The 19,447-nt window shown below is 57.2% G+C and carries 18 protein-coding genes; 7 read left to right on the top strand and 11 right to left on the bottom strand.

The window, feature by feature from the left end; translation table 11 throughout:
* The first annotated feature begins 114 nt into the window (after positions 1-114).
* Positions 115-1,581 (top strand): undecaprenyl-phosphate galactose phosphotransferase WbaP, encoded by a 1,467-nt coding sequence (gene wbaP, locus F3I21_RS00760; protein ID WP_058757724.1) that lies wholly within the window; start codon positions 115-117, stop codon positions 1,579-1,581.
* 120 nt (positions 1,582-1,701) lie between these two features.
* Positions 1,702-2,895, top strand: a complete 1,194-nt coding sequence (locus F3I21_RS00755; RefSeq protein ID WP_150057930.1) for a multidrug effflux MFS transporter — start codon at positions 1,702-1,704, stop codon at positions 2,893-2,895.
* Here F3I21_RS00755 and dadX read toward each other — a convergent pair.
* Positions 2,888-3,958 carry a catabolic alanine racemase DadX gene (dadX, locus tag F3I21_RS00750; protein WP_150057928.1) on the bottom strand — a complete coding sequence of 357 codons (1,071 nt, stop codon included), beginning with the start codon at positions 3,956-3,958 and terminating at the stop codon, positions 2,888-2,890. The genes F3I21_RS00755 and dadX overlap by 8 nt on opposite strands.
* 21 nt (positions 3,959-3,979) lie before the next feature.
* Complete coding sequence (locus F3I21_RS00745; protein ID WP_104093243.1) at positions 3,980-5,281, bottom strand: D-amino acid dehydrogenase; 1,302 nt, start codon at positions 5,279-5,281, stop codon at positions 3,980-3,982.
* Positions 5,282-5,780: 499 nt separating this feature from the next.
* Between F3I21_RS00745 and F3I21_RS00740 the strand changes: the two genes are divergently transcribed.
* Complete coding sequence (locus tag F3I21_RS00740) at positions 5,781-7,316, top strand: SpoVR family protein (RefSeq protein ID WP_031280208.1); 1,536 nt, start codon at positions 5,781-5,783, stop codon at positions 7,314-7,316.
* 277 nt (positions 7,317-7,593) lie between these two features.
* Here F3I21_RS00740 and fadR read toward each other — a convergent pair whose 3' ends face one another.
* Positions 7,594-8,313 carry a fatty acid metabolism transcriptional regulator FadR gene (gene fadR, locus F3I21_RS00735; RefSeq protein ID WP_058757728.1) on the bottom strand — a complete coding sequence of 240 codons (720 nt, stop codon included), beginning with the start codon at positions 8,311-8,313 and terminating at the stop codon, positions 7,594-7,596.
* Positions 8,314-8,622: 309 nt separating this feature from the next.
* On the opposite strand from fadR, the gene dsbB reads away from it, so the two are divergent.
* On the top strand, positions 8,623-9,153 hold the full coding sequence (gene dsbB, locus F3I21_RS00730) for a disulfide bond formation protein DsbB (RefSeq protein ID WP_141495374.1): 531 nt from the start codon (positions 8,623-8,625) through the stop codon (positions 9,151-9,153).
* A 57-nt stretch (positions 9,154-9,210) separates the two neighbouring features.
* Here dsbB and F3I21_RS00725 read toward each other — a convergent pair whose 3' ends face one another.
* From F3I21_RS00725 to F3I21_RS00715, 3 genes are all read right to left on the bottom strand, one after another.
* Entirely contained in the window at positions 9,211-9,657 is a 447-nt protein-coding gene (locus F3I21_RS00725) for a YcgN family cysteine cluster protein (RefSeq protein WP_021510046.1), read from the bottom strand.
* A gap of 65 nt (positions 9,658-9,722) precedes the next feature.
* The gene (locus tag F3I21_RS00720) at positions 9,723-10,382 is read right to left on the bottom strand and encodes a fumarylacetoacetate hydrolase family protein (protein ID WP_021510045.1); all 660 of its coding nucleotides are present in this window, start codon (positions 10,380-10,382) and stop codon (positions 9,723-9,725) included.
* A gap of 270 nt (positions 10,383-10,652) precedes the next feature.
* Positions 10,653-10,928, bottom strand: a complete 276-nt coding sequence (locus F3I21_RS00715) for a YcgL domain-containing protein (protein ID WP_021510044.1) — start codon at positions 10,926-10,928, stop codon at positions 10,653-10,655.
* A 153-nt stretch (positions 10,929-11,081) separates the two neighbouring features.
* On the opposite strand from F3I21_RS00715, the gene minC reads away from it, so the two are divergent.
* From minC to minE, 3 genes are read left to right on the top strand one after another with little or no spacing between them, the layout of a single operon-like run.
* Positions 11,082-11,789, top strand: a complete 708-nt coding sequence (gene minC, locus F3I21_RS00710; RefSeq protein ID WP_021510043.1) for a septum site-determining protein MinC — start codon at positions 11,082-11,084, stop codon at positions 11,787-11,789.
* Between the two features lie 33 nt (positions 11,790-11,822).
* A complete protein-coding gene (gene minD, locus F3I21_RS00705) occupies positions 11,823-12,635 on the top strand; it encodes a septum site-determining protein MinD (RefSeq protein WP_021510042.1) in 813 nt (270 codons plus the stop codon).
* Between the two features lie 3 nt (positions 12,636-12,638).
* Positions 12,639-12,908 (top strand): cell division topological specificity factor MinE, encoded by a 270-nt coding sequence (minE, locus tag F3I21_RS00700; protein ID WP_010616394.1) that lies wholly within the window; start codon positions 12,639-12,641, stop codon positions 12,906-12,908.
* A gap of 55 nt (positions 12,909-12,963) precedes the next feature.
* Here minE and rnd read toward each other — a convergent pair whose 3' ends face one another.
* The 5 genes from rnd to F3I21_RS00675 form a co-directional block, all read right to left on the bottom strand.
* Complete coding sequence (gene rnd, locus F3I21_RS00695) at positions 12,964-14,085, bottom strand: ribonuclease D (protein ID WP_150057926.1); 1,122 nt, start codon at positions 14,083-14,085, stop codon at positions 12,964-12,966.
* Between the two features lie 105 nt (positions 14,086-14,190).
* On the bottom strand, positions 14,191-15,864 hold the full coding sequence (gene fadD / locus F3I21_RS00690) for a long-chain-fatty-acid--CoA ligase FadD (protein ID WP_132462411.1): 1,674 nt from the start codon (positions 15,862-15,864) through the stop codon (positions 14,191-14,193).
* Positions 15,865-16,072: 208 nt separating this feature from the next.
* On the bottom strand, positions 16,073-16,666 hold the full coding sequence (locus F3I21_RS00685) for a Slp family lipoprotein (RefSeq protein ID WP_010616392.1): 594 nt from the start codon (positions 16,664-16,666) through the stop codon (positions 16,073-16,075).
* 60 nt (positions 16,667-16,726) lie between these two features.
* Positions 16,727-17,428 (bottom strand): tRNA (adenosine(37)-N6)-threonylcarbamoyltransferase complex dimerization subunit type 1 TsaB, encoded by a 702-nt coding sequence (gene tsaB / locus F3I21_RS00680; RefSeq protein ID WP_058781824.1) that lies wholly within the window; start codon positions 17,426-17,428, stop codon positions 16,727-16,729.
* 52 nt (positions 17,429-17,480) lie between these two features.
* Entirely contained in the window at positions 17,481-19,391 is a 1,911-nt protein-coding gene (locus F3I21_RS00675) for an ATP-dependent DNA helicase (protein WP_058771245.1), read from the bottom strand.
* Positions 19,392-19,447 lie beyond the last annotated feature (56 nt).

Here is a 19,447-nt window from a genome sequence, read left to right as displayed (position 1 = left end):
ACTGACTCATATCTCGCTGAATATTATTTTATTTCTGCTTTCAGCGGACGACTCCTGAGCGCGTACTTGATTCTGGTCAGGCCATCTTTTACTTAAGAAAAGAGAGCAGGTTTTATGGCAAGTACATTGGTAATGAACGATGCAACCCGCTCGTGGAGCGGACTGCGCAAAAATCTCATCGCGAAAGTGGCACTCAGCTTTTCGGATTTAATTGCACTGAACCTGGCATTATTTTTATCCGCGGCCACCGTCCAGGGTATTTGGGGAGAACTGGATAGTTTTATTCCGCCGCAGCAAATTGAATACCGCTTTGTCGCACAGTTAGGCCTGTCAGTGCTGTGCACAGCCTGGTTCTGGGTGCGTATGCGCCACTACACCTACCGCAAACCGTTCTGGTTTGAGCTGAAAGAAATCGTCAAAACGCTGTTTGTGTTTTCGCTGCTGGATCTGGCGCTGATTGCCTTTTCCAAATGGGACTTCTCGCGCATGGTGTGGGTATTTAGCTGGACCTATGCCCTGCTGCTGCTGCCGCTGATGCGCGCTGGCGTGAAGCGTGCCATTAACCGCGCGGGCCAGTGGCAAAAAGAGACCATTATCATCGGCTCCGGTAAAAACGCCATGGAAGCCTACGCAGCGCTGCAGAGCGAGGAGATTCTGGGCTACAACGTCCAGGCGTTTATCTCGCTGGATGATGAGCCTCACCAGGAAAGTGTTAACGGCGTGCCGGTTATTACCTGGAAAGACATCAACTGGCAAACCATGGACCGTGACAACACGCAATTTATCGTCGCCACTGAATTTGAACAGCAGGTGGTGCGCGATAAATGGCTGAAGTTTCTGTCCAAGATGAAATGCCGCTCAATTTCGGTTATCCCTACGCTGCGCGGTGTGCCGCTGTATGGCACCGATATGTCGTTTATCTTTAGCCATGAAGTGATGATCCTGCGCGTCAGTAACAACCTGGCGAAACGCTCCTCGCGTTTCCTCAAGCGTACCTTCGACGTGGTGGTTGCCTCTCTTCTGCTGCTGTTTCTTGCTCCGGTGTTCGGTCTGCTGTGCTGGATGGTGAAGCGCGATGGCGGTAACGCTATTTACGGCCACGAACGCGTCGGTCAGGATGGCGTGAAGTTTAAGTGCCTGAAGTTCCGTTCAATGGTGACTAACTCGCAGGAAGTGCTGCAGAATCTGCTGGCCACCAGTGCCGAAGCGCGCGCTGAGTGGGATCGTGATTTCAAACTGAAGAACGACCCGCGCATCACCAAAATCGGTGGCTTCCTGCGTAAAACCAGCCTGGATGAACTGCCCCAGCTGTGGAACGTGATTCGTGGCGAAATGAGTCTGGTGGGACCGCGTCCGGTGATTGAAGCTGAGCTGGAACGCTACGCCGGCGATGTCGACTACTATCTGATGGCCAAACCGGGCATGACCGGTCTGTGGCAGGTCAGCGGGCGTAACGATATCGACTACGACACGCGCGTCTATTTTGACTCCTGGTACGTGAAGAACTGGGCGTTGTGGACCGACATCGCCATTCTGTTCAAAACCGCTGGCGTGGTGCTGCGCCGCGACGGTGCTTACTGATACCCTCGACGCGATGTCTGCGCCGTCCCGGCAGACATCGCCTTTTGGTTTTAGCCCTTTCTTTTTGGCCGCAGACTCATTACCCTTCTCGCCTGTTTAACAGGACGTTACTGGTTCGTAATGCAAAAGTTTACCCTACTTCTTTTGAGCCTGGTGCTGCTGGCACCGCTGGGCATCGATCTCTACCTCCCCACGCTGCCGCAGATTGCCGAAGGTCTTAACAGCCCGGTCAGTCTGATCCAGACCACCATTCCGCTGTTTTTGCTGGTGATGGGTATCGGTCAGCTGGTTACTGGTCCGCTGGTGGATAATTTTGGCCGTAAGCCGATCGCGCTGATCGGCCTCGCGCTCTACATCATCGGTAGCGCAGTGGCCGCAACCGCCACCGTCTGGCCGGTGTTCTTCCTGGCGCGCCTGATTCAGGGCTGTGCGGTATGCTGTAGTGCGGTGGTGGCATTTAGCGGCGTGCGCGATCGGCTGAGCGGCGATGCCGCGGCGCGGGCTTATGGTTTCCTCAATGGCGCGCTGAACATCGTGCCAGCGCTGGCACCGCTGCTCGGCGGTATTCTGGCGGAAGCCTATGGCTGGCGTGCGCCCTTCTGGTTCCTGTGCGGCTATGCGCTGGTGATTGCCGTTATTGTGGTGGTCGCACTGCCGGAAACGCGTCCGGCGGACACGCTGCGCGTTAAAGGGCTGCCGCTGGCGCAGTATGCTGCCATCGCCCGGCAGCCGCGCTTTCTCGCTTTCGCCTTTGCCAACGCGGGCGCGCTCGGCATGGTGCTGACCTACGTTTCGCTGGCACCGCACGTGTTGATGACCGAAGGTGGCCTGACGCCGCTGCAATTCTCCTTTGCCTTTGGCGCCAACGGTTTCTGGATCATGCTGGTGAGTGCCTTCGTCAATAAAACCATTCGTAAAGCGGGCCGCCCGTTTTGTCTCGCCATGGGGTTTGTCACCATGCTGCTCGGTGCGCTGCTGCTGGTGGCGGGGATGACGCTGTTTCCTGCGGCCTGGCAAACCCACTGGTCGCTATACATGATTCCGGTGGCGATCTCGGTGGCCGGCCTGGCCTTCACCGTCGGTCCGGCCACCAGTTATGCGCTGGAGCCGTATCAGCAGCAGGCGGGTGTGGCAGCGGCGCTGCAGGGATTTATCCAGATGGCGGGCGGTGCAGGTGGCAGCCTGGCGATGGTGGCGCTGCCGGTGGCGGAGAAATCAGCGTTAGCGCTGATGATGCTGGTGGGTGCAGCGCTGGCGCTGATCGCCTGGCGCTGCAGTAAGAACATGCGTGGTACAGTTACGGCGCTTAACTAAGCGTGACCGGGACGCGCGGCGCGAGTGCGCACATCAGCTCGTAGCCTACCGTTCCGGCGGCTTTCGCTACCTCATCAATTTTCACCTCGTTGCCCCACAGCTCCACGCGCGAACCGATACCCGCCTGCGGGCAGGGTTCGAGGTCAATCATCATCATATCCATCGAGATCGCCCCGAGCGTTCGCGTGCGGATGCCATCAACGCTGACCGGCGTACCGGTCGGCGCATGGCGCGGATAGCCGTCAGCATAGCCACAGGCCACAATACCGATACGCTGCGGCGCGGCCGCGTGGTAGCGATAACCGTAGCCAACGCCCTCGCCGGCACCGATCTGCTGTACGCCAATAATTTCACTGCTGAGCGTCATTACCGGCTGCAGACCGGTACTGGCGATATCCTGCCAGTCGCCGCTCGGTGACGCGCCGTAGAGAATAATGCCGGGCCGCACCCAGTCAAAATGCGCCTGCGGATGCCACAGCGTGGTCGCTGAGTTGGCAAGCGAACGCGGACAGTTCAGCCCTTCCGCCGCCTGTTCCACGCGTTTCATCGGTTCCACCAGCCCCTGCGGGTTTTCCGCATCGGCAAAGTGCGCCATCAGCGTCATTTCCCCCACGTTGGGCAACGCACGCAGCTTGTGCCAGGCCGCCTGTGCCTGTTCCGGACGAAAACCGAGACGGTTCATGCCGCTGTTGATCTTCAGATAAACATCGACTGGCGCCGACAGCTGCGCCTTCGCCAGCGCCTGGATCTGCCAGTTACTGTGTACGCTTGTGGTCAGGCGATAGCGATCGATCAGCGTCAGGTCATCGGCGTGAAAGAAGCCTTCCAGCAGCAGAATTGGCTTTTTCCAGCCCTGCTCGCGCAGCAGGATCGCCTCTTCCATATTCAGCAGCGCGAAACCGTCGGTCTCCGCCAGACTCTGCCATACGCGGGCAATGCCGTGGCCGTAGGCATTGGCCTTCACCACCGACCAGACGCGCGCGTGCGGTGCCGCCTGACGCACAATCGCCAGATTGTGGCGCAGCGCCTGTTGATTAATGGTGGCACCCGTAGGACGTGACATGTTTTTACTCTCCCTGAAGTATCAGCGCGTCGCGCTGGCATTACGCAGCGGCGATGCCGGGGCCACAAAGCCCGGCAGATAACGCAGCACCGACAAGTCGTCGGCGGCGATGGCCGGTTTACGTCCCGAAATCAGATCGGCCAGCAACTGGCCGGAACCACAGGCCATCGTCCAGCCCAGCGTACCGTGCCCGGTGTTCAGCCAGAGATTGGTCAGCGGCGTGCGCCCGACAATTGGCGTGCCATCCGGCGTCATCGGGCGCAGTCCGGTCCAGAACGTAGCCTGTTCAACATACCCGCCTTCAGGATAGAGATCGCGGACCACCATCTCCAGCGTTTCACGTCGTGCCGGCAACAGTTTGGTGTTAAAACCAACGATTTCGGCCATGCCACCGACGCGAATGCGGTCATCGAAGCGTGTCACCGCCACTTTATAGGTTTCATCCAGAATGGTGGAGACCGGCGCGCCCTGCGGATCTTTGATCGGAATAGTCAGGGAATAGCCTTTCAGCGGATAGACCGGAATCGACACGATGTCTTTCAGCAGCGCCGTGGAGTAAGAGCCAAACGCCACGACGTAAGCATCGGCTTTGATGACCTCATCGCCGCACTTCACGCCATAGATGCGGTTGCCTTCGCGCAACAGCTGATCCACCGACGTGTCATAACGGAAAGTGACGCCGGCTGCGGCTGCCATCGCCGCCAGCCGCTGGGTAAACAGCTGGCAGTCACCGGTTTCGTCATTCGGCAGGCGCAGGCCGCCGGTCAGCTTGTGCGCGGTACCCGCCAGCGCCGGCTCCACGCTGTGCAGCTGATGCGCTTCCAGCAGCTCGTAAGGCACACCCGCTTCACGCAGTACCGCGATGTCTTTGCTGGCGCTGTCAAACTGTTGCTGCGTGCGGAACAGCTGCAAAGTGCCGCCCTGGCGCCCTTCATAGGCGATGCCAGTGCTGCTGCGCAGTGCCTTCAGGCAGTCGCGGCTGTATTCGGCGATGCGCACCATACGGCCTTTGTTTTCCTGGTAGTGACGCATGTCGCAGTTGCGCAGCATATTCCACATCCACTCCAGCTGGAACTTGCTGCCGTCAAGTCGCACCGCCAGCGGTGCGTGTTTCTGAAACATCCACTTTACCGCCTTGAGCGGCACACCGGGCGCCGCCCAGGGTGCCGCATAGCCGGGCGAAATCTGCCCGGCATTGCCGGCACTGGTTTCCAGCGCCGCGCCGGGCTGGCGATCGATTACGGTGACGTCATGCCCCGCCTGCGCCAGATACCACGCACTGGCTACCCCTACGACACCACTACCCAGAATGACTACGCGCATAAGCCCCTCATCGCGAAAAGCATAATTAACTGGTATCACCATCGGGTTTAGCATAACCCGATGGCTGAACTGATATTACATTCGACCCTTTCATTTCACATGTTTTTCACTTAACTGCACACTGAAATCATGCGGTCGCGCCAAAATCAGAGTTTTTTGTGCCTTAAAAGCGTTAACCAGCGAATTATTATGCGAAAGGCAGAGCATCTCACTTTTTTCAGGAGAAAGCGCCGCAGTCATATCGCGCGCTTATAAACAGGATTTAATGCTGCAATTTATAACTCAGATAACACATCACCTTATTAGCTACCAAAGCACGCCTATTATGATGATTTTGTACCAAAAGAATTCGATTGAGTTCCCGCATCGGATAAGCGACAGTGGACTATCATTGAAGTGTTCGCTCAGTTTTTTTGGGCTGTCTTTCTCAGGATGAAGCCTTAAACGATCGTGACAGGTGACACTCTGTTGCCTGCCGCTTGCAAAACAGAGGTGCGCTATGACGACAATGTTTGACGAGCCAACCCGCAACAGCAAACGACTTAGTGACGGTCCCGACTGGACCTTTGAGCTGCTTGATGTCTACCTGGCGGAGATCGACCGCGTGGCCAAAAGCTATGGGCTCGATACCTACCCGCACCAAATCGAAGTGATCACCTCCGAGCAGATGATGGATGCGTACTCCAGCGTGGGGATGCCCATCAATTATGCCCACTGGTCGTTCGGCAAGAAGTTCATCGAAACCGAGCAGCGCTATAAACATGGCCAGCAGGGACTGGCGTATGAGATCGTCATTAACTCGAATCCCTGTATCGCTTACCTGATGGAAGAGAACACCATGACCATGCAGGCGCTGGTGATGGCGCACGCCTGCTATGGCCACAACTCTTTCTTCAAAAACAACTACCTGTTCCGCAGCTGGACCGATGCCAGCTCGATTGTCGATTATCTGCTGTTCGCGCGTAACTACATCTCTGATTGCGAAGAGCGTTATGGCGTGGAAGAGGTCGAGCGGCTGCTGGACTCCTGTCATGCGCTGATGAACTATGGCGTCGATCGCTATAAACGCCCGCAAAAGATTTCGCTGCAGGAAGAGAAAGCGCGGCAGAAAAGCCGGGAAGAGTATCTGCAGAGCCAGGTCAATACGCTGTGGCGCACCCTGCCACGCAAAGAGAAAGAGTTTACTCAGGTCGAGGCGGCGCGCTATCCCTCTGAGCCGCAGGAAAACCTGCTGTACTTTATGGAAAAGAACGCGCCACTGCTGGAGTCGTGGCAGCGTGAAGTGCTGCGCATTGTGCGTAAAGTCAGCCAGTATTTTTACCCGCAGAAACAGACCCAGGTGATGAATGAAGGCTGGGCGACCTTCTGGCACTACACCATCCTGAATCACCTGTACGATGAGGGCAAAGTGTCGGAGCGCTTTATGATGGAGTTCCTGCACAGCCATACCAACGTGGTGTATCAGCCGCCGTATAACAGCCAGTGGTATAACGGTATCAACCCGTATGCGCTGGGCTTTGCCATGTTCCAGGACATCAAGCGCATCTGTCAGTCGCCAACTGAGGAAGATCGCTACTGGTTCCCGGACATCGCCGGCTCCGACTGGCTTAAGACGCTGCATTTCGCCATGCGCGAGTTTAAAGACGAGAGTTTTATCAGCCAGTTCCTGTCGCCGAAAGTGATGCGGGATTTCCGTCTGTTTACGGTGATGGACGACGATCGCAATAATTATCTTGAGATTGCCGCCATTCATGATGAGGCGGGATATCGCGCGATTCGTCAGCAGCTGTCAGCGCAGTACAATCTGAGCAATCTGGAGCCGAATATTCAGGTGTACAACGTTGACCTGCGCGGTGACCGTTCTCTGACGCTACGCTATGTGCCGCAGCAGCGCGCCCCGCTCGATAAGAGCCGTCGCGATGTGCTGAAGCATGTGCATCGGCTGTGGGGTTTTGATGTCAATCTGGAACAGCAGAACGAAGATGGCAGCGTGGAGCTGCTGGATCGCTGCCCGGCGCGCGGACCAGCGCTTTGAGAGGAAGATAAAACGCGCAGGGTTGCGCTGGACCTGCCGCATCGGCTGCTGCCGGGCCAGGTCCTCGCGCCGCTACGCGGTACCTGCGGCGTTTACGTTACGCCTTACGGACCGGCCGGTATCGGTCATCCTGACCGGCCCGGCCTGATTCCCGCTTCCCACGGGAATCTCCTGGCGCAACGTAAAAGCCTCAGCGCTGCGGATTGCCCTTGCATCAGCCGACGCGTCAGGTCAGTCAAAATTGTGCCCGGCTAAAACCATACCTGGCAGGGCAAACTTAGCGCTTACTGCTCAAATCATCCGGCATGCTTTTCTGCATACTGTGCCAGATTTCACCGCTGCGGCGGCCGTAGTTACGCACGCTGTCGACGATCTGATCCTGCGTCGGCTGTTTGCCACACAGATCCGCCAGCTGACGATAAAAGTTACGCGCCAGTTCACGCGCTTCCGGATTTGAGAAGTAATGGCGGCCAACGCGGGTGTACAGCCCTTTCAGACCGTTGAGAATCAGGCCGTAAATCGGGTTGCCGGAAGCAAAGGCCAGGCCGCGAAACACGCGGTAATCCAGCTCGGTATAGGCTTCAGCCTGATCTTCCTCGCTCAGCGCACTCTCCAGCACTTCACGCGCCTTATCCGGATGATGGCGCAGCGCGCGGCTGATAAAGATCGACGCGATATTGGTGCGCACTGACAGCAGGTTATCAATTAACTGCGGCACACTGTCGTGGTCAAGACGGGCGAGCGTTTCGAGGATATTAAGACCAGACGTTTCCCAGAAATCATTGACGCGGGTGGGTTTACCATGCTGAATGGTCAGCCAGCCATCACGAGCCAGCCGCTGCAGCACTTCACGCAGAGTGGTGCGGGTCACGCCGATCAGTTCAGAAAGCTCACGTTCAGCAGGAAGAATCGATCCCGGCGGAAAACGGCTGTTCCAGATGCTTTCAATTATGTACTCTTCAGCGAATCCTGCAGGGCTCTGTGCCTTAATCACCATAGCATTTATTTCTCGTTGCTTTCTTTGTCGTAATAGCACTCATCATACCAGAGGGGTCATAGCGGAAATAGCCTGCCAGCGGATTAAAAGCGCGCGCTGGCGCAAAATTCAGCAGCTGCGCAGCGAAAAAAGCCGTGGGTTACGCTGCGCTTGCGTGGGCGCTTTTGATGCCGTGTGCTAAAAGCCACGATTTTTTGGCGTGGATCAGGGATAAGTCATTTTTATACATGATTTTTTCCGCCTGCCTGGCTGGCACGGGTACGCTTTTGGTTTACACTGCGATGCATTAACGGCTACGGGAAAAGCAATATGTTGCGATACTTGAATCAATGCTCACGCGGACGCGGTGCCTGGTTATTAATGGCCCTGACCGCCCTGGTTTTTGAACTGGTTGCGCTGTTCTTTCAGCACGTGATGGGACTGCAACCCTGCGTAATGTGTATCTATGAGCGTTGTGCGCTGTTTGGCGTCATGGGCGCCGGCCTGGTGGGTACAATTGCGCCTAAAACGCCGCTGCGCTGGGCAGCCATCGCCATCTGGCTCTACAGCGCTTATGAAGGGGTACGCCTCTCTTATGAGCACACCATGATTCAGCTGCATCCCAACCCGTTTGTGACCTGCGATTTTGCTGCTCGCTTCCCGAGCTGGCTGCCGCTGGATAAATGGCTGCCGGCGGTATTTGTCGCCAGCGGTGACTGCGCCGAACGCGGATGGACTTTCCTGACCTGGAGCATGCCGCAGTGGATGATCGTGATTTTTGCCGCTTATCTGCTGGTGGGCATTCTGGTGCTGATTGCGCAACCGTTTAAAGCGAAACGTCGCGATCTGTTTGGTCGCTGAGTCCCAGTCAAACTACGTCTCAGACAAAACAGGCAGCCGCGGCTGCCTGTTGCGTTATCAGCCGTTCCGATCCGGCCGGTCTATAATGTGTTCTTCCCAGTCGCGCACTTCACTCTCGCGCACCGCGATGTATCGCACCGAAATACGCTGAGCATGCATCGCCTTCTTCGACCCGGCAATCAGCGGGTGCCACGCCGGCAGCGTTTTGCCCTCCCCTAACAGCCGATAAGCGCAAGTGCGCGGCAGCCAGTTAAAGGTGGTGAGATTCTCGCGCGTCAGCTTGATGCAATCTTCTTCGTACTCGAAGCGACGCTCATAATTGCGGCACTGACAGGTCTTGATGTTGAGCTGATTGCAGGCGACGTTAGTGAAGTAAATCTCATCGGTATCCGCATCCTGCAACTTGTTCAGACAGCACTGTCCACAGCCGTCGCACAGCGATTCCCACTCTGCGTCGTTCATTTGGTCCAGGCGTTTGGTCTGCCAGAAAGGTTGGTCGGTCATGATAGCGGTCCGGGTTGAGCAACAAGACCGCACCTTATAAAGCTTCAGGTGCGGTGATGCAAGTATTACAGTACGCGGGTGCTGATACCGTGACCGGCCAGCGACACTTCCAGCTTATCGCCGGAGCGCAGCGGGCCCACGCCTTCAGGCGTGCCGGTCAGCACCACGTCACCGGCGCGCAGCGTGAAGTACTGGCTCATGTAAGCAATCAGCGGCAGAATTTTGTGGATCATATCTGCCGTGGTGCCGTGCTGGCGCACCTCGCCATTAATAACCAGCTTGAGTTCGGCATCCTGCGGATCGACGCTGAATTCAGCTGCCGGGATAAACCCGGACAGCGGACAGGAGTTATCGAAACTCTTGGCGCGCTCCCATGGCTGACCGGCTTTCTTAAACCCGGCCTGCAGATCGCGCAGCGTCAAATCCAGCGCGACGCCATAACCGGCAATCGCTTTCGCCACGTGCTCTTCACTGGCCTGCTTCAGGGTGGCGCCAATCAGTACCGCCAGCTCCACTTCATGATGCACCTCACCAAAGCTGGCCGGGATCGACAGTGGCTGCCGCAAATCGCACACCGCGGTTTCCGGTTTGATAAACACCACCGGCTCACTTGGGGTGGCGCTGCCCATCTCTTTAATATGCTTTGCATAGTTGCTGCCGACGCACACCACTTTGCTGACCGGATAATCCAACAGCGCGCCCTGCCAGTTACGATGCTGATACATGCTAATCCCCTGCTTGAGTTGTGTTTGGTGCCAGCCGCGCTGGCGAAGATGTCTCATCAGCCGCCGGAACGTGGCAGGCTGCTGAGCACTATATTAGCGGGTTTATCGCGGCGCACGTGACGGAAAGCGGCAAAAGCCGTTCCCCTGTTCATCAGGTCCGCCGCTTAAGACAACGATTATTGCCCACAATAATGGGTTAAGGTGAGCAATTAAATTAATGCCGAAGCACTGATTATATTTACAGGATATATTTTTACAGATGAATCTGAATTAAACTTTTTTACCCTGTTCAAGATGAATGTTGAGCAGACTTTCAACCGGTGGTGGGATCTGCAAATAATAACCTTGTTCGCTTAAACCCTGCTTCACTTTATTGATGTCAGCGTTGGCCAGCCTGTCGCGCTGGTCGAGGGACAGCACCATCGCCAGCTGCGGTTTGCCAAAGCCGCGCAGCAGTTCTTCCGGGACGCGCGAAAAATCGTCTTTTTTTTCTACATACAGATAAGTCTGGTCACGTTGCGGGCTTCTATAGATCACACAAAACATATTTTTTACTCGAATTAACTAAGGGCGTCACTTGCCTGAATATAGCAGTAACTATAACATGCTTGCAGAACTTCGAATATTGACCCGCGGGTGTTAATGACGATTTTATCGGCGTTTACTTCAGGGTCGTAAAACAGGACTGAGTCAGGACAGATGTCGCAATCGCCAATCGAATTCAAGGGCAGCAGTTTTACCCTGTCAGTTGTTCATCTGCACCATTCGCAACCCGAGGTGATTCGTCAGGCGCTGCAGGACAAAATCGACCAGGCCCCGGCTTTTCTGCACAACGCGCCGGTGGTGCTGAACGTGTCAGCCCTGAACGGTGACATCAACTGGAAGCAGATGCAGCAGGCCGTCAGCGCCACCGGCTTACGCATTGTGGGCGTGAGCGGCTGCAAAGATGAAGCCCTGAAAAAGATGATTGCCCGCGCTGGCCTGCCGGTGCTGTCAGAGGGTAAAGAGAACCGCAAACGCGCTGATGCGCCCGCGCCGGAGCCGGAAGCGGTCGCGCCGCCGGTCAGCGAACCGGCCAGCAAAACGCGTATCATCAATACGCCAGTGCGTTCCGGTCAGCAGATTTACGCGCGCAACGCCGATTTGATCGTCACCAGCAGCGTCAGCGCCGGTGCCGAACTGGTGGCAGACGGCAACATTCATATTTACGGCATGATGCGCGGCCGCGCGCTGGCCGGTGCCAGCGGCGATCGCGACTGCCAGATTTTTTGCACCAACCTGTCAGCAGAGTTGGTCTCCATTGCCGGCGAATACTGGATCATGGACCAGATCCCGGCGGAATTCTTTGGTAAAGCCGCGCGCCTGTGCCTTAAAGAGGGCGCGCTCACCATCCAGACACTTAATTAGGCCCCTTTTCTTTTGTTAAGGAAATCAACATTTATGGCACGCATCATTGTAGTTACATCGGGTAAAGGGGGCGTTGGCAAGACCACGTCAAGCGCGGCCATCGCCACAGGGTTAGCGCAGAAAGGCAAAAAAACCGTGGTGATCGATTTCGATATCGGTCTGCGTAACCTCGACCTGATCATGGGCTGTGAACGCCGCGTGGTGTATGACTTTGTCAACGTTATCCAGGGCGATGCGACGCTGAATCAGGCACTAATTCGCGACAAGCGCACCGAGCAGCTTTACATTCTGCCCGCCTCACAAACCCGTGATAAAGATGCCCTGACCCGCGAAGGCGTGGAAAAAGTGCTGAACGACCTGGCGGCAATGGACTTCGATTTTATCGTCTGCGACTCGCCGGCCGGTATCGAAACCGGTGCGCTGATGGCGCTGTACTTCGCGGATGAAGCGATCATTACCACCAACCCGGAAGTCTCTTCCGTGCGTGACTCCGACCGTATTCTCGGCATCATCTCGTCGAAATCGCGTCGCGCTGAAAACAGCGAGGAGCCGGTAAAAGAGCACCTGTTACTGACCCGCTATAACCCGGGACGCGTAACGCGTGGCGACATGCTGAGCATGGAAGACGTGCTGGAAATCCTGCGCATTCCTCTGGTCGGCGTGATTCCGGAAGATCAGTCGGTGCTGCGCGCGTCTAACCAGGGTGAGCCCGTGATCCTCGATGCAAACTCTGACGCCGGTAAAGCTTACGCTGATACCGTAGATCGCCTGCTTGGCGAAGAACGCCCCTTCCGCTTTATCGAAGAAGAGAAGAAGGGTTTCCTGAAACGCCTGTTCGGGGGATAACCAATGGCATTACTTGATTTCTTTTTATCCCGTAAGAAGAACACAGCCAACATAGCCAAGGAAAGGCTTCAGATTATCGTGGCCGAACGCAGAAGGGGCGACAGTGAGCCCCACTATCTGCCGCAGCTGAAGCGCGATATCCTGGAAGTGATCTGTAAATACGTGAAAATTGACCCGGACATGGTCACGGTGCAGCTGGATCAGAAAGGGGATGACATCTCTATCCTCGAGCTCAACGTGACGCTGCCGGAGACGGAAGACGTTCCTAAATGATTGTAGCGGGTTCCTGATTTTCCCCTGCGTGGTTGCGCAGGGGAAAACGCACCGCTTACAGCGTATGTAAAATCTCGTCGATCCCGGCTTTCAACACCTCACCCCGCCAGCCTGCCAGCAGTTCCGGCGGACGCGTGGCGCTTTTCAGCCCCCAGTGCACGCTCAGCACCTGGTTAATCTGGCGCCGTGATGCTAACAGCTCCTGACTGTAACCGGTCTGCTCACTCACCTGCTGTACCAGCGCTTTAATCGCTTTAAACGCCTGCTTGTAATGCGCGTGGTCAATCAGATTAGGCAACGGCGGCGGTAACGCGGCCTCATCCAGCGCCTGCGCCTCTGCCACCATCGCCACCAGCGCCTTACCGTGGAAGCGGATTTCGTGACCGTTCAGGCCGAGATGATCCAGCTCGCCAAGGCTGCCGGGCATAAAGCGCGCGACTTTCCACAGGTTCTCTTCGCGCACCACAAAATTCACCGCCATGTCTTTCTGCCGGGCGAGGTTGAGACGCCACGCGGCCAGGCGCTGCAGCACCGCCAGCTGGCGCGGACGCAGCTGCCACGCATTAGTGATATCGCGCCACGCCTCTTCCGGCTGCAGCACGTCCAGACGGCGCTGACACAGCGTAGCGCACTCACTCAGCGCCGCCGCCATGTTGCCTGCCGCTTCGGTTTGCGCCACCAGCTGATGGGCGATCGGCAGCAGATAAGCCACATCGGCCGCAGCGTACTGGCACTGCCGCTCGGTAAGCGGACGCGCCAGCCAGTCGGTGCGCGCTTCGCTCTTATCCAGCTCAATCTGGTTGAAATGATTGACCATCGCGGCAAAGCCCCACGACAGCGGCTGCCCGGCGAAAGCGGCCAGAATCTGCGTATCGATCATCGGCTCCGGCAGGCAGCCGAAACGATGCAGGAAGACTTCGAGGTCTTCCCCGCCGGCGTGCAGGAACTTGGTCAGCTGACGATCCTGCAGCAGCGCAACAAACGGCGCCCAGTCGCTGATGGTTAACGGATCGATCAGAACCAGTTGCTCGCCATCGAAGAGCTGGATCAGGCCAAGCTGCGGATAGTACGTGCGGGTGCGCACGAATTCGGTATCCAGCGCCACGGCGCGATGCTGATGGGCCTGCTGGCATACGGCGGCCAGCTGGTCATTGTGGTCGATCAGGGTGTAATTCACGTTGTCTTTCTCGCTGCGACAAACCTCGCACAGCGCTCCATGTTAAAAGCAATAAAAACGCCGGACGGTGCCGGCGTTAACCTGAGCATTCAGCGGAAGCCAGTACTACGCTTCGCGCTTCGCCTCGTCGCGCAATTCGCGACGTAAAATTTTACCGACGTTGGTCTTCGGCAGCTCATCACGAAACTCGATAATCTTCGGCACTTTATAGCCGGTGAGCTGACGGCGACAATGATCCAGCACTTCCTCTTTCGTCAGCGACGGATCTTTTTTCACGATGCACACTTTCACTGCTTCGCCGGAGAGATCGCTCGGCACGCCAATGGCCGCCGCTTCGCGCACCTTGGCGTGCTGCATCAGCACATCTTCGATTTCGTTAGGATACACGTTAAAGCCGGACACCAGTATCATGTCTTTTTTACGATCGACGATGCGGATAAACCCTTCCGCGTCCACGGTAACAATATCACCGGTGTGCAGCCAGCCATTTTTCAGCACTTCCTCGCTGGCATCCGGTCGCTGCCAGTAGCCAATCATGACCTGCGGCCCGCGAATACACAGTTCGCCCGGTTCGCCCGGCGGCACGTCGCGATCTTCATCATCGACAATACGCACGTCCGTCGACGGAACCGGCAAACCGATGCTGCCGGTGTGGCAGGTAATATCATAAGGATTAACCGACACCAGCGGTGAGCATTCGGTGAGTCCGTAGCCCTCCAGCAGATAGTGCCCGGTGAGTTTCTCCCAGCGCTCGGCCACCGCTTTCTGCACCGCCATGCCGCCCCCGGCAGACAGACGCAGTGTGGAGAAGTCCAGCTGGTTAAAATTGGCATCGTTCAGCAGGGCGTTGAACAACGTATTAACACCGGTGATGGCGGTAAAGGGAAATTTGCTCAGCTCTTTAACGAAGCCGGGAATATCACGCGGGTTGGTAATCAGCAGGTTGGTGCCGCCCAGGTCGAGGAACAGCAGACAGTTCACCGTCAGGGCAAAGATGTGATAAAGCGGCAGCGCGGTAACCACCTGCTCCTGACCGGCGCGCAGCAGTTTACCGTAGGTGGCTTTGGTCTGCTCCAGATTAGCCTGCATGTTGCCGTGGGTCAGCATAGCGCCTTTCGCCACGCCGGTAGTGCCACCGGTGTATTGCAGAAATGCCAGATCCTGATTATTGATCACAGGACGATGATAGCTCATCTGCTCGCCCTGCTGCAGCGCATGACGGAACGGTACCGCCCCTGGCAGATGGTATTTCGGTACCAGCTTTTTCACATATTTGACGACGAAGTTCACCAGCGTGGCTTTCACCGGCGCCAGCTGATCGCCCATGCGCGTCAGCATCACGTGCTTAACCGGGGTTTCCGCGACCACTTTTTCCAGCGTATGGGCGAAGTTGGAGACAATGACAATCGCACTGGCACCGCTGTCATTAAGCTGGTGCTTCAGCTCACGCGGCGTGTACAACGGGTTAACATTCACCACCACCATACCGGCACGCAGGACGCCAAACAGCGCCACCGGATACTGCAGCAGATTTGGCATCATCAGCGCGACGCGATCGCCCTGCTGCAAGCCTAATCCCTGTTGCAGCCAGGCCGCAAAAGCACGGCTCTGCTGCTCCAGCTGGCGGTAAGTCATTGGCTGGCCCATGTTAATGAAAGCCACCTGATCGGCATAACGTTGCGCTGCGTGTTCGAAAAGATCGACCAAAGAGGGATAACGGTCTGCGTTAATTTCCGCTGGTACATCTGGCGGATAGCGTTTCAGCCAAACCTTGTTCAAAGATTCACCCCGATATTCTTGTTGCGTAGCCATCGCCGCCTCTGCAATCAGTGTTGTTAACAATATTTTAACTGATTGTACCAGTTTGCCTGTTCCGGCATTTTCAGGTTGCGAGGCGCATCACTAAATTTCGCGCATCGGTTGCGCGCCCAATAAAAAGGCCCGTTCGCGAGCACCGCGACCGGGCCGTAAAAAAACCTGTTTAGCGCTATTCGGTAAGAATGGTCTCAACCTGCGCCGGACCGCCGGTGTTCATGCCCCAGTAGGGGTTAGGCCCCCAATAGCCGGGATGGCGACGCGTCGGCCCGTACCAAATCCACGGATCGATCGGCTGCGGCGGCGTCATCACCTGCTGAGTCAGATGCCAGCGCTGATAACCGCGCACATCAATCACCACAAAGTTGTAACTGGCTTTGCCAATTTCCCCTTTCTCGGTGCCTTTGATGTTGCCCAACACCGTGACGTACTGATTATTGACGTCGATCGGATCAACAAAACCATGAATGTCCGCATAAATGCGGCCAATGGAGGCAGCACCGAGGCGCGGTCGCGCGCTGTCATCCAGCGGCTGAGTAGCAATTTCCAGCCGGGTCAGGCCGTTGAGGTTGGTCACCTTTACGACTTTGCCGCCGAAGCGCGACTCCTGGCCGACATACAGCTGCGGCGCATTCATCACGCGTAATAAATCCTGCTGTGGAAGCTGAGAACTCCCTTTAATGGCATCCGGCACTGACACGCAGCCGCTGAGCAACAGCGCACAGGCTAACAGAGCGCCAGACATCCCTTTACGACTAATTGGCATAGCACTTCTCCTGTTATTTCTCCGTTAGACTGAAGGCGCAAAAATAAGTTGCGTGGGCGCCTAGCGTCCCGGCAATTTTTTCCATGCCACTTCATTGCGCAGATAAACCGGCTCAGCATTTTCCACTGCCACGCTGTCGCCGCGCTGCCAGGCGCTGAGCGCCAGCGGCAGCATATCTTCTGCAGCAGGCAGCGTGACCGTGGTGGTCAGCAGTTGTGCCCCGGTCGTGCCAGCCAGCAGCTGCGGATAAGCCTGCCAGCCGGTGCCGACGGTGGCCCACTCGCCGCTCAGCTGCGCGATGCGCGCCTGTGCCGCTTCCGGCTTCAGTACGGCTTCGCTCTCAGCGCCCTGCCACTCGCCCTGCTCATCACGCTGATACTCTGCCCAGTAGACTTCACCCATGCGCGCATCAATCGCCGCCAGCACGCGCGTTGCCCCGGTCAAACGCCAGGCGCCCTGCGCCATGGTGGCCAGCGAGGATACGCCAATCATCGGCAGATTTGCGCCCAGCGCCAGGCCCTGCGCGATGCCAATGCCGATGCGCACGCCGGTAAAACTGCCGGGCCCGCGGCCAAACGCCAGCGCGTCCAGCGCGCTCAGCGCCAGCGACTGCGCCTGCAGCAATTCCTGCACCAGCGGCAGAATACGTTGAGTATGATCGCGGGGCGCGATTTCGAAGCGGGCATCGATCTGCTGCTGATTCAGCAGCGCGGCAGAACAGGCTTCTGTCGCGGTGTCCAGGGCTAAAATTCGGGCGGACATAACAACCTCAGAGAATCAAAATGGCGCGCATCTTACCACAACCTGGCACAAATTAGTGCTGCTCTGGCGGACGCACAAAGTCAATCGCACGCTGTAAATCGCGGGTGCGCGGTGTCGGCGGCAGGCTATTAAGGAACAGACCGCCATACGGACGCGACACCAGCCGCTGGTCACAAATCACCAGCACGCCGCGATCGTCGGTATCACGAATCAGACGGCCCACGCCCTGCTTGAGGGTGATCACCGCGTCCGGCAGCTGCACATCGTTGAACGGATCGCCGCCGCGCAGACGGCAATCCTCCATGCGCGCCTTCAGCAGCGGATCTTCCGGCGAGGTAAACGGCAGCTTGTCGATGATCACCAGCGACAGCGCATCACCGCGCACGTCAACGCCTTCCCAGAAGCTGCTGGTGGCCACCAGCAGTGCGTTGCCGGCATCAAGAAACTGTTTGAGCAGCTGCCCTTTGCTGGTTTCGCCCTGTAACAGCACTGGTAAGGTCATGGAGGCGCGGAACTCCGCCGCCAGCTCACGCATCATTTTGTGCGAGGTGCACAGGAAGAAGCAGCGCCCTTTGTTGGCTTCAATCAGCGGTTTCATCATGCGTGCCAGCTGACGCGCACCGCCAGGATAGTTGGGTTCCGGCATGTTGCGCGGCACGCACAGCAAGGCCTGCTGCGCATAATCAAACGGACTTTCGAGAATCAGGGTGCGGGCATTATCCACACCGAGCCGGCTGGCGAAGTGGCTCATCTGTTCGTTGACCGCCAGCGTCGCCGAGGTAAACACCCACGCCGCTTTGCGTCCGTCCATCACTTCGCGGAAGCGCTCCGCGACCGACAGCGGCGTCAGCGCCAGCGTAAAGTGCCGGCTGCTGCATTCGTACCAGTAGCTGAAGCCCGGTTCATCAATCGCGCGTAAACGCTTGAGCCGGGTGCGATACAGCGCGGCACGCTCGAAGGCAGCGTCCAGCAGCGCGGAACGGCCCAGCGACAGCTTAATCACGTCGTAACACAGCTCGAGCGCATCATCCAGCAGCGTAAACATGCGCATGATGTTGTTGTCGCTCAGCAGATCGCGCAAATTGCCGCGAAAACCGGGCTCGCCCAGCGTCAGCCGAAAATCCTGTGCGCACTGCGCCAGCCGGTCGGCGGATTTCTGCAGCTGCTGCACATCGCGCACCTCGGTGCGGTAGGCAAGGATAATGTCTTTGGCGAGATCCTGCAGTTGCCGGCTCGACAGCTGCTGACCAAAATACTGGCTGGCAATATCCGGCAGCTGGTGCGCTTCGTCGAAGATCATCACGTCAGCTTCCGGGATCAGCTCGCCAAATCCCCCCTCTTTGACCACAAGGTCGGCGAGAAACAGGTGATGGTTCACCACCACCACATCCGCATCCATCGCTTTTTTGCGCGCCTTCACCACGAAGCAATCTTTATACAGCGGGCAATCGCTGCCGAGGCAGTTATCGTTGGTGCTGGTGACGTAAGGCCAGATCGGACTGTCTTCCGCGACGCCGGCGCAGCTGCTGACGTCGCCATCAACGGTCTCCGAAGACCAGCTGCGCACGTTAATCAGATCGCCGAGCGCCTGCACGCTGAGATCGCCGCCAGTCTGATTTTGCTGCTCCAGCCGTTCCAGGCACAGATAGTTGGAGCGCCCTTTCAGCAGCGCGGTTTTGCCGCTGAACGCCAGGGCGCGGGCAATGGTCGGCAGATCGCGGTTGTAGAGCTGATCCTGCAACGCTTTGGAACCGGTCGATACAATGACTTTTTTCTTCGCCCGCAACGCCGGTGCCAGATACGCATAAGTTTTACCGGTGCCGGTGCCGGCCTCGACCACCAGCTCGCCTGCCTGCTGCACCGCTTCGCTCACTGCCTGCGCCATTTCGCGCTGTGCCGCGCGCGGCTTAAAGCCGGGAATCGCCTGCGCTAACGCGCCATCCGCTGCAAAATCGTCTGCCACACATCCTCACCGATTGCTCTTAAAACACCTGTAATTATGTCAGGATTCACCGCAGG

The sequence above is a fragment of the Pantoea sp. B_9 genome (assembly GCF_008632015.1).
Classification (GTDB): Bacteria; Pseudomonadota; Gammaproteobacteria; order Enterobacterales; family Enterobacteriaceae; genus Pantoea; species Pantoea dispersa.
This window is presented reverse-complemented; position numbering and strand designations above follow the sequence as displayed.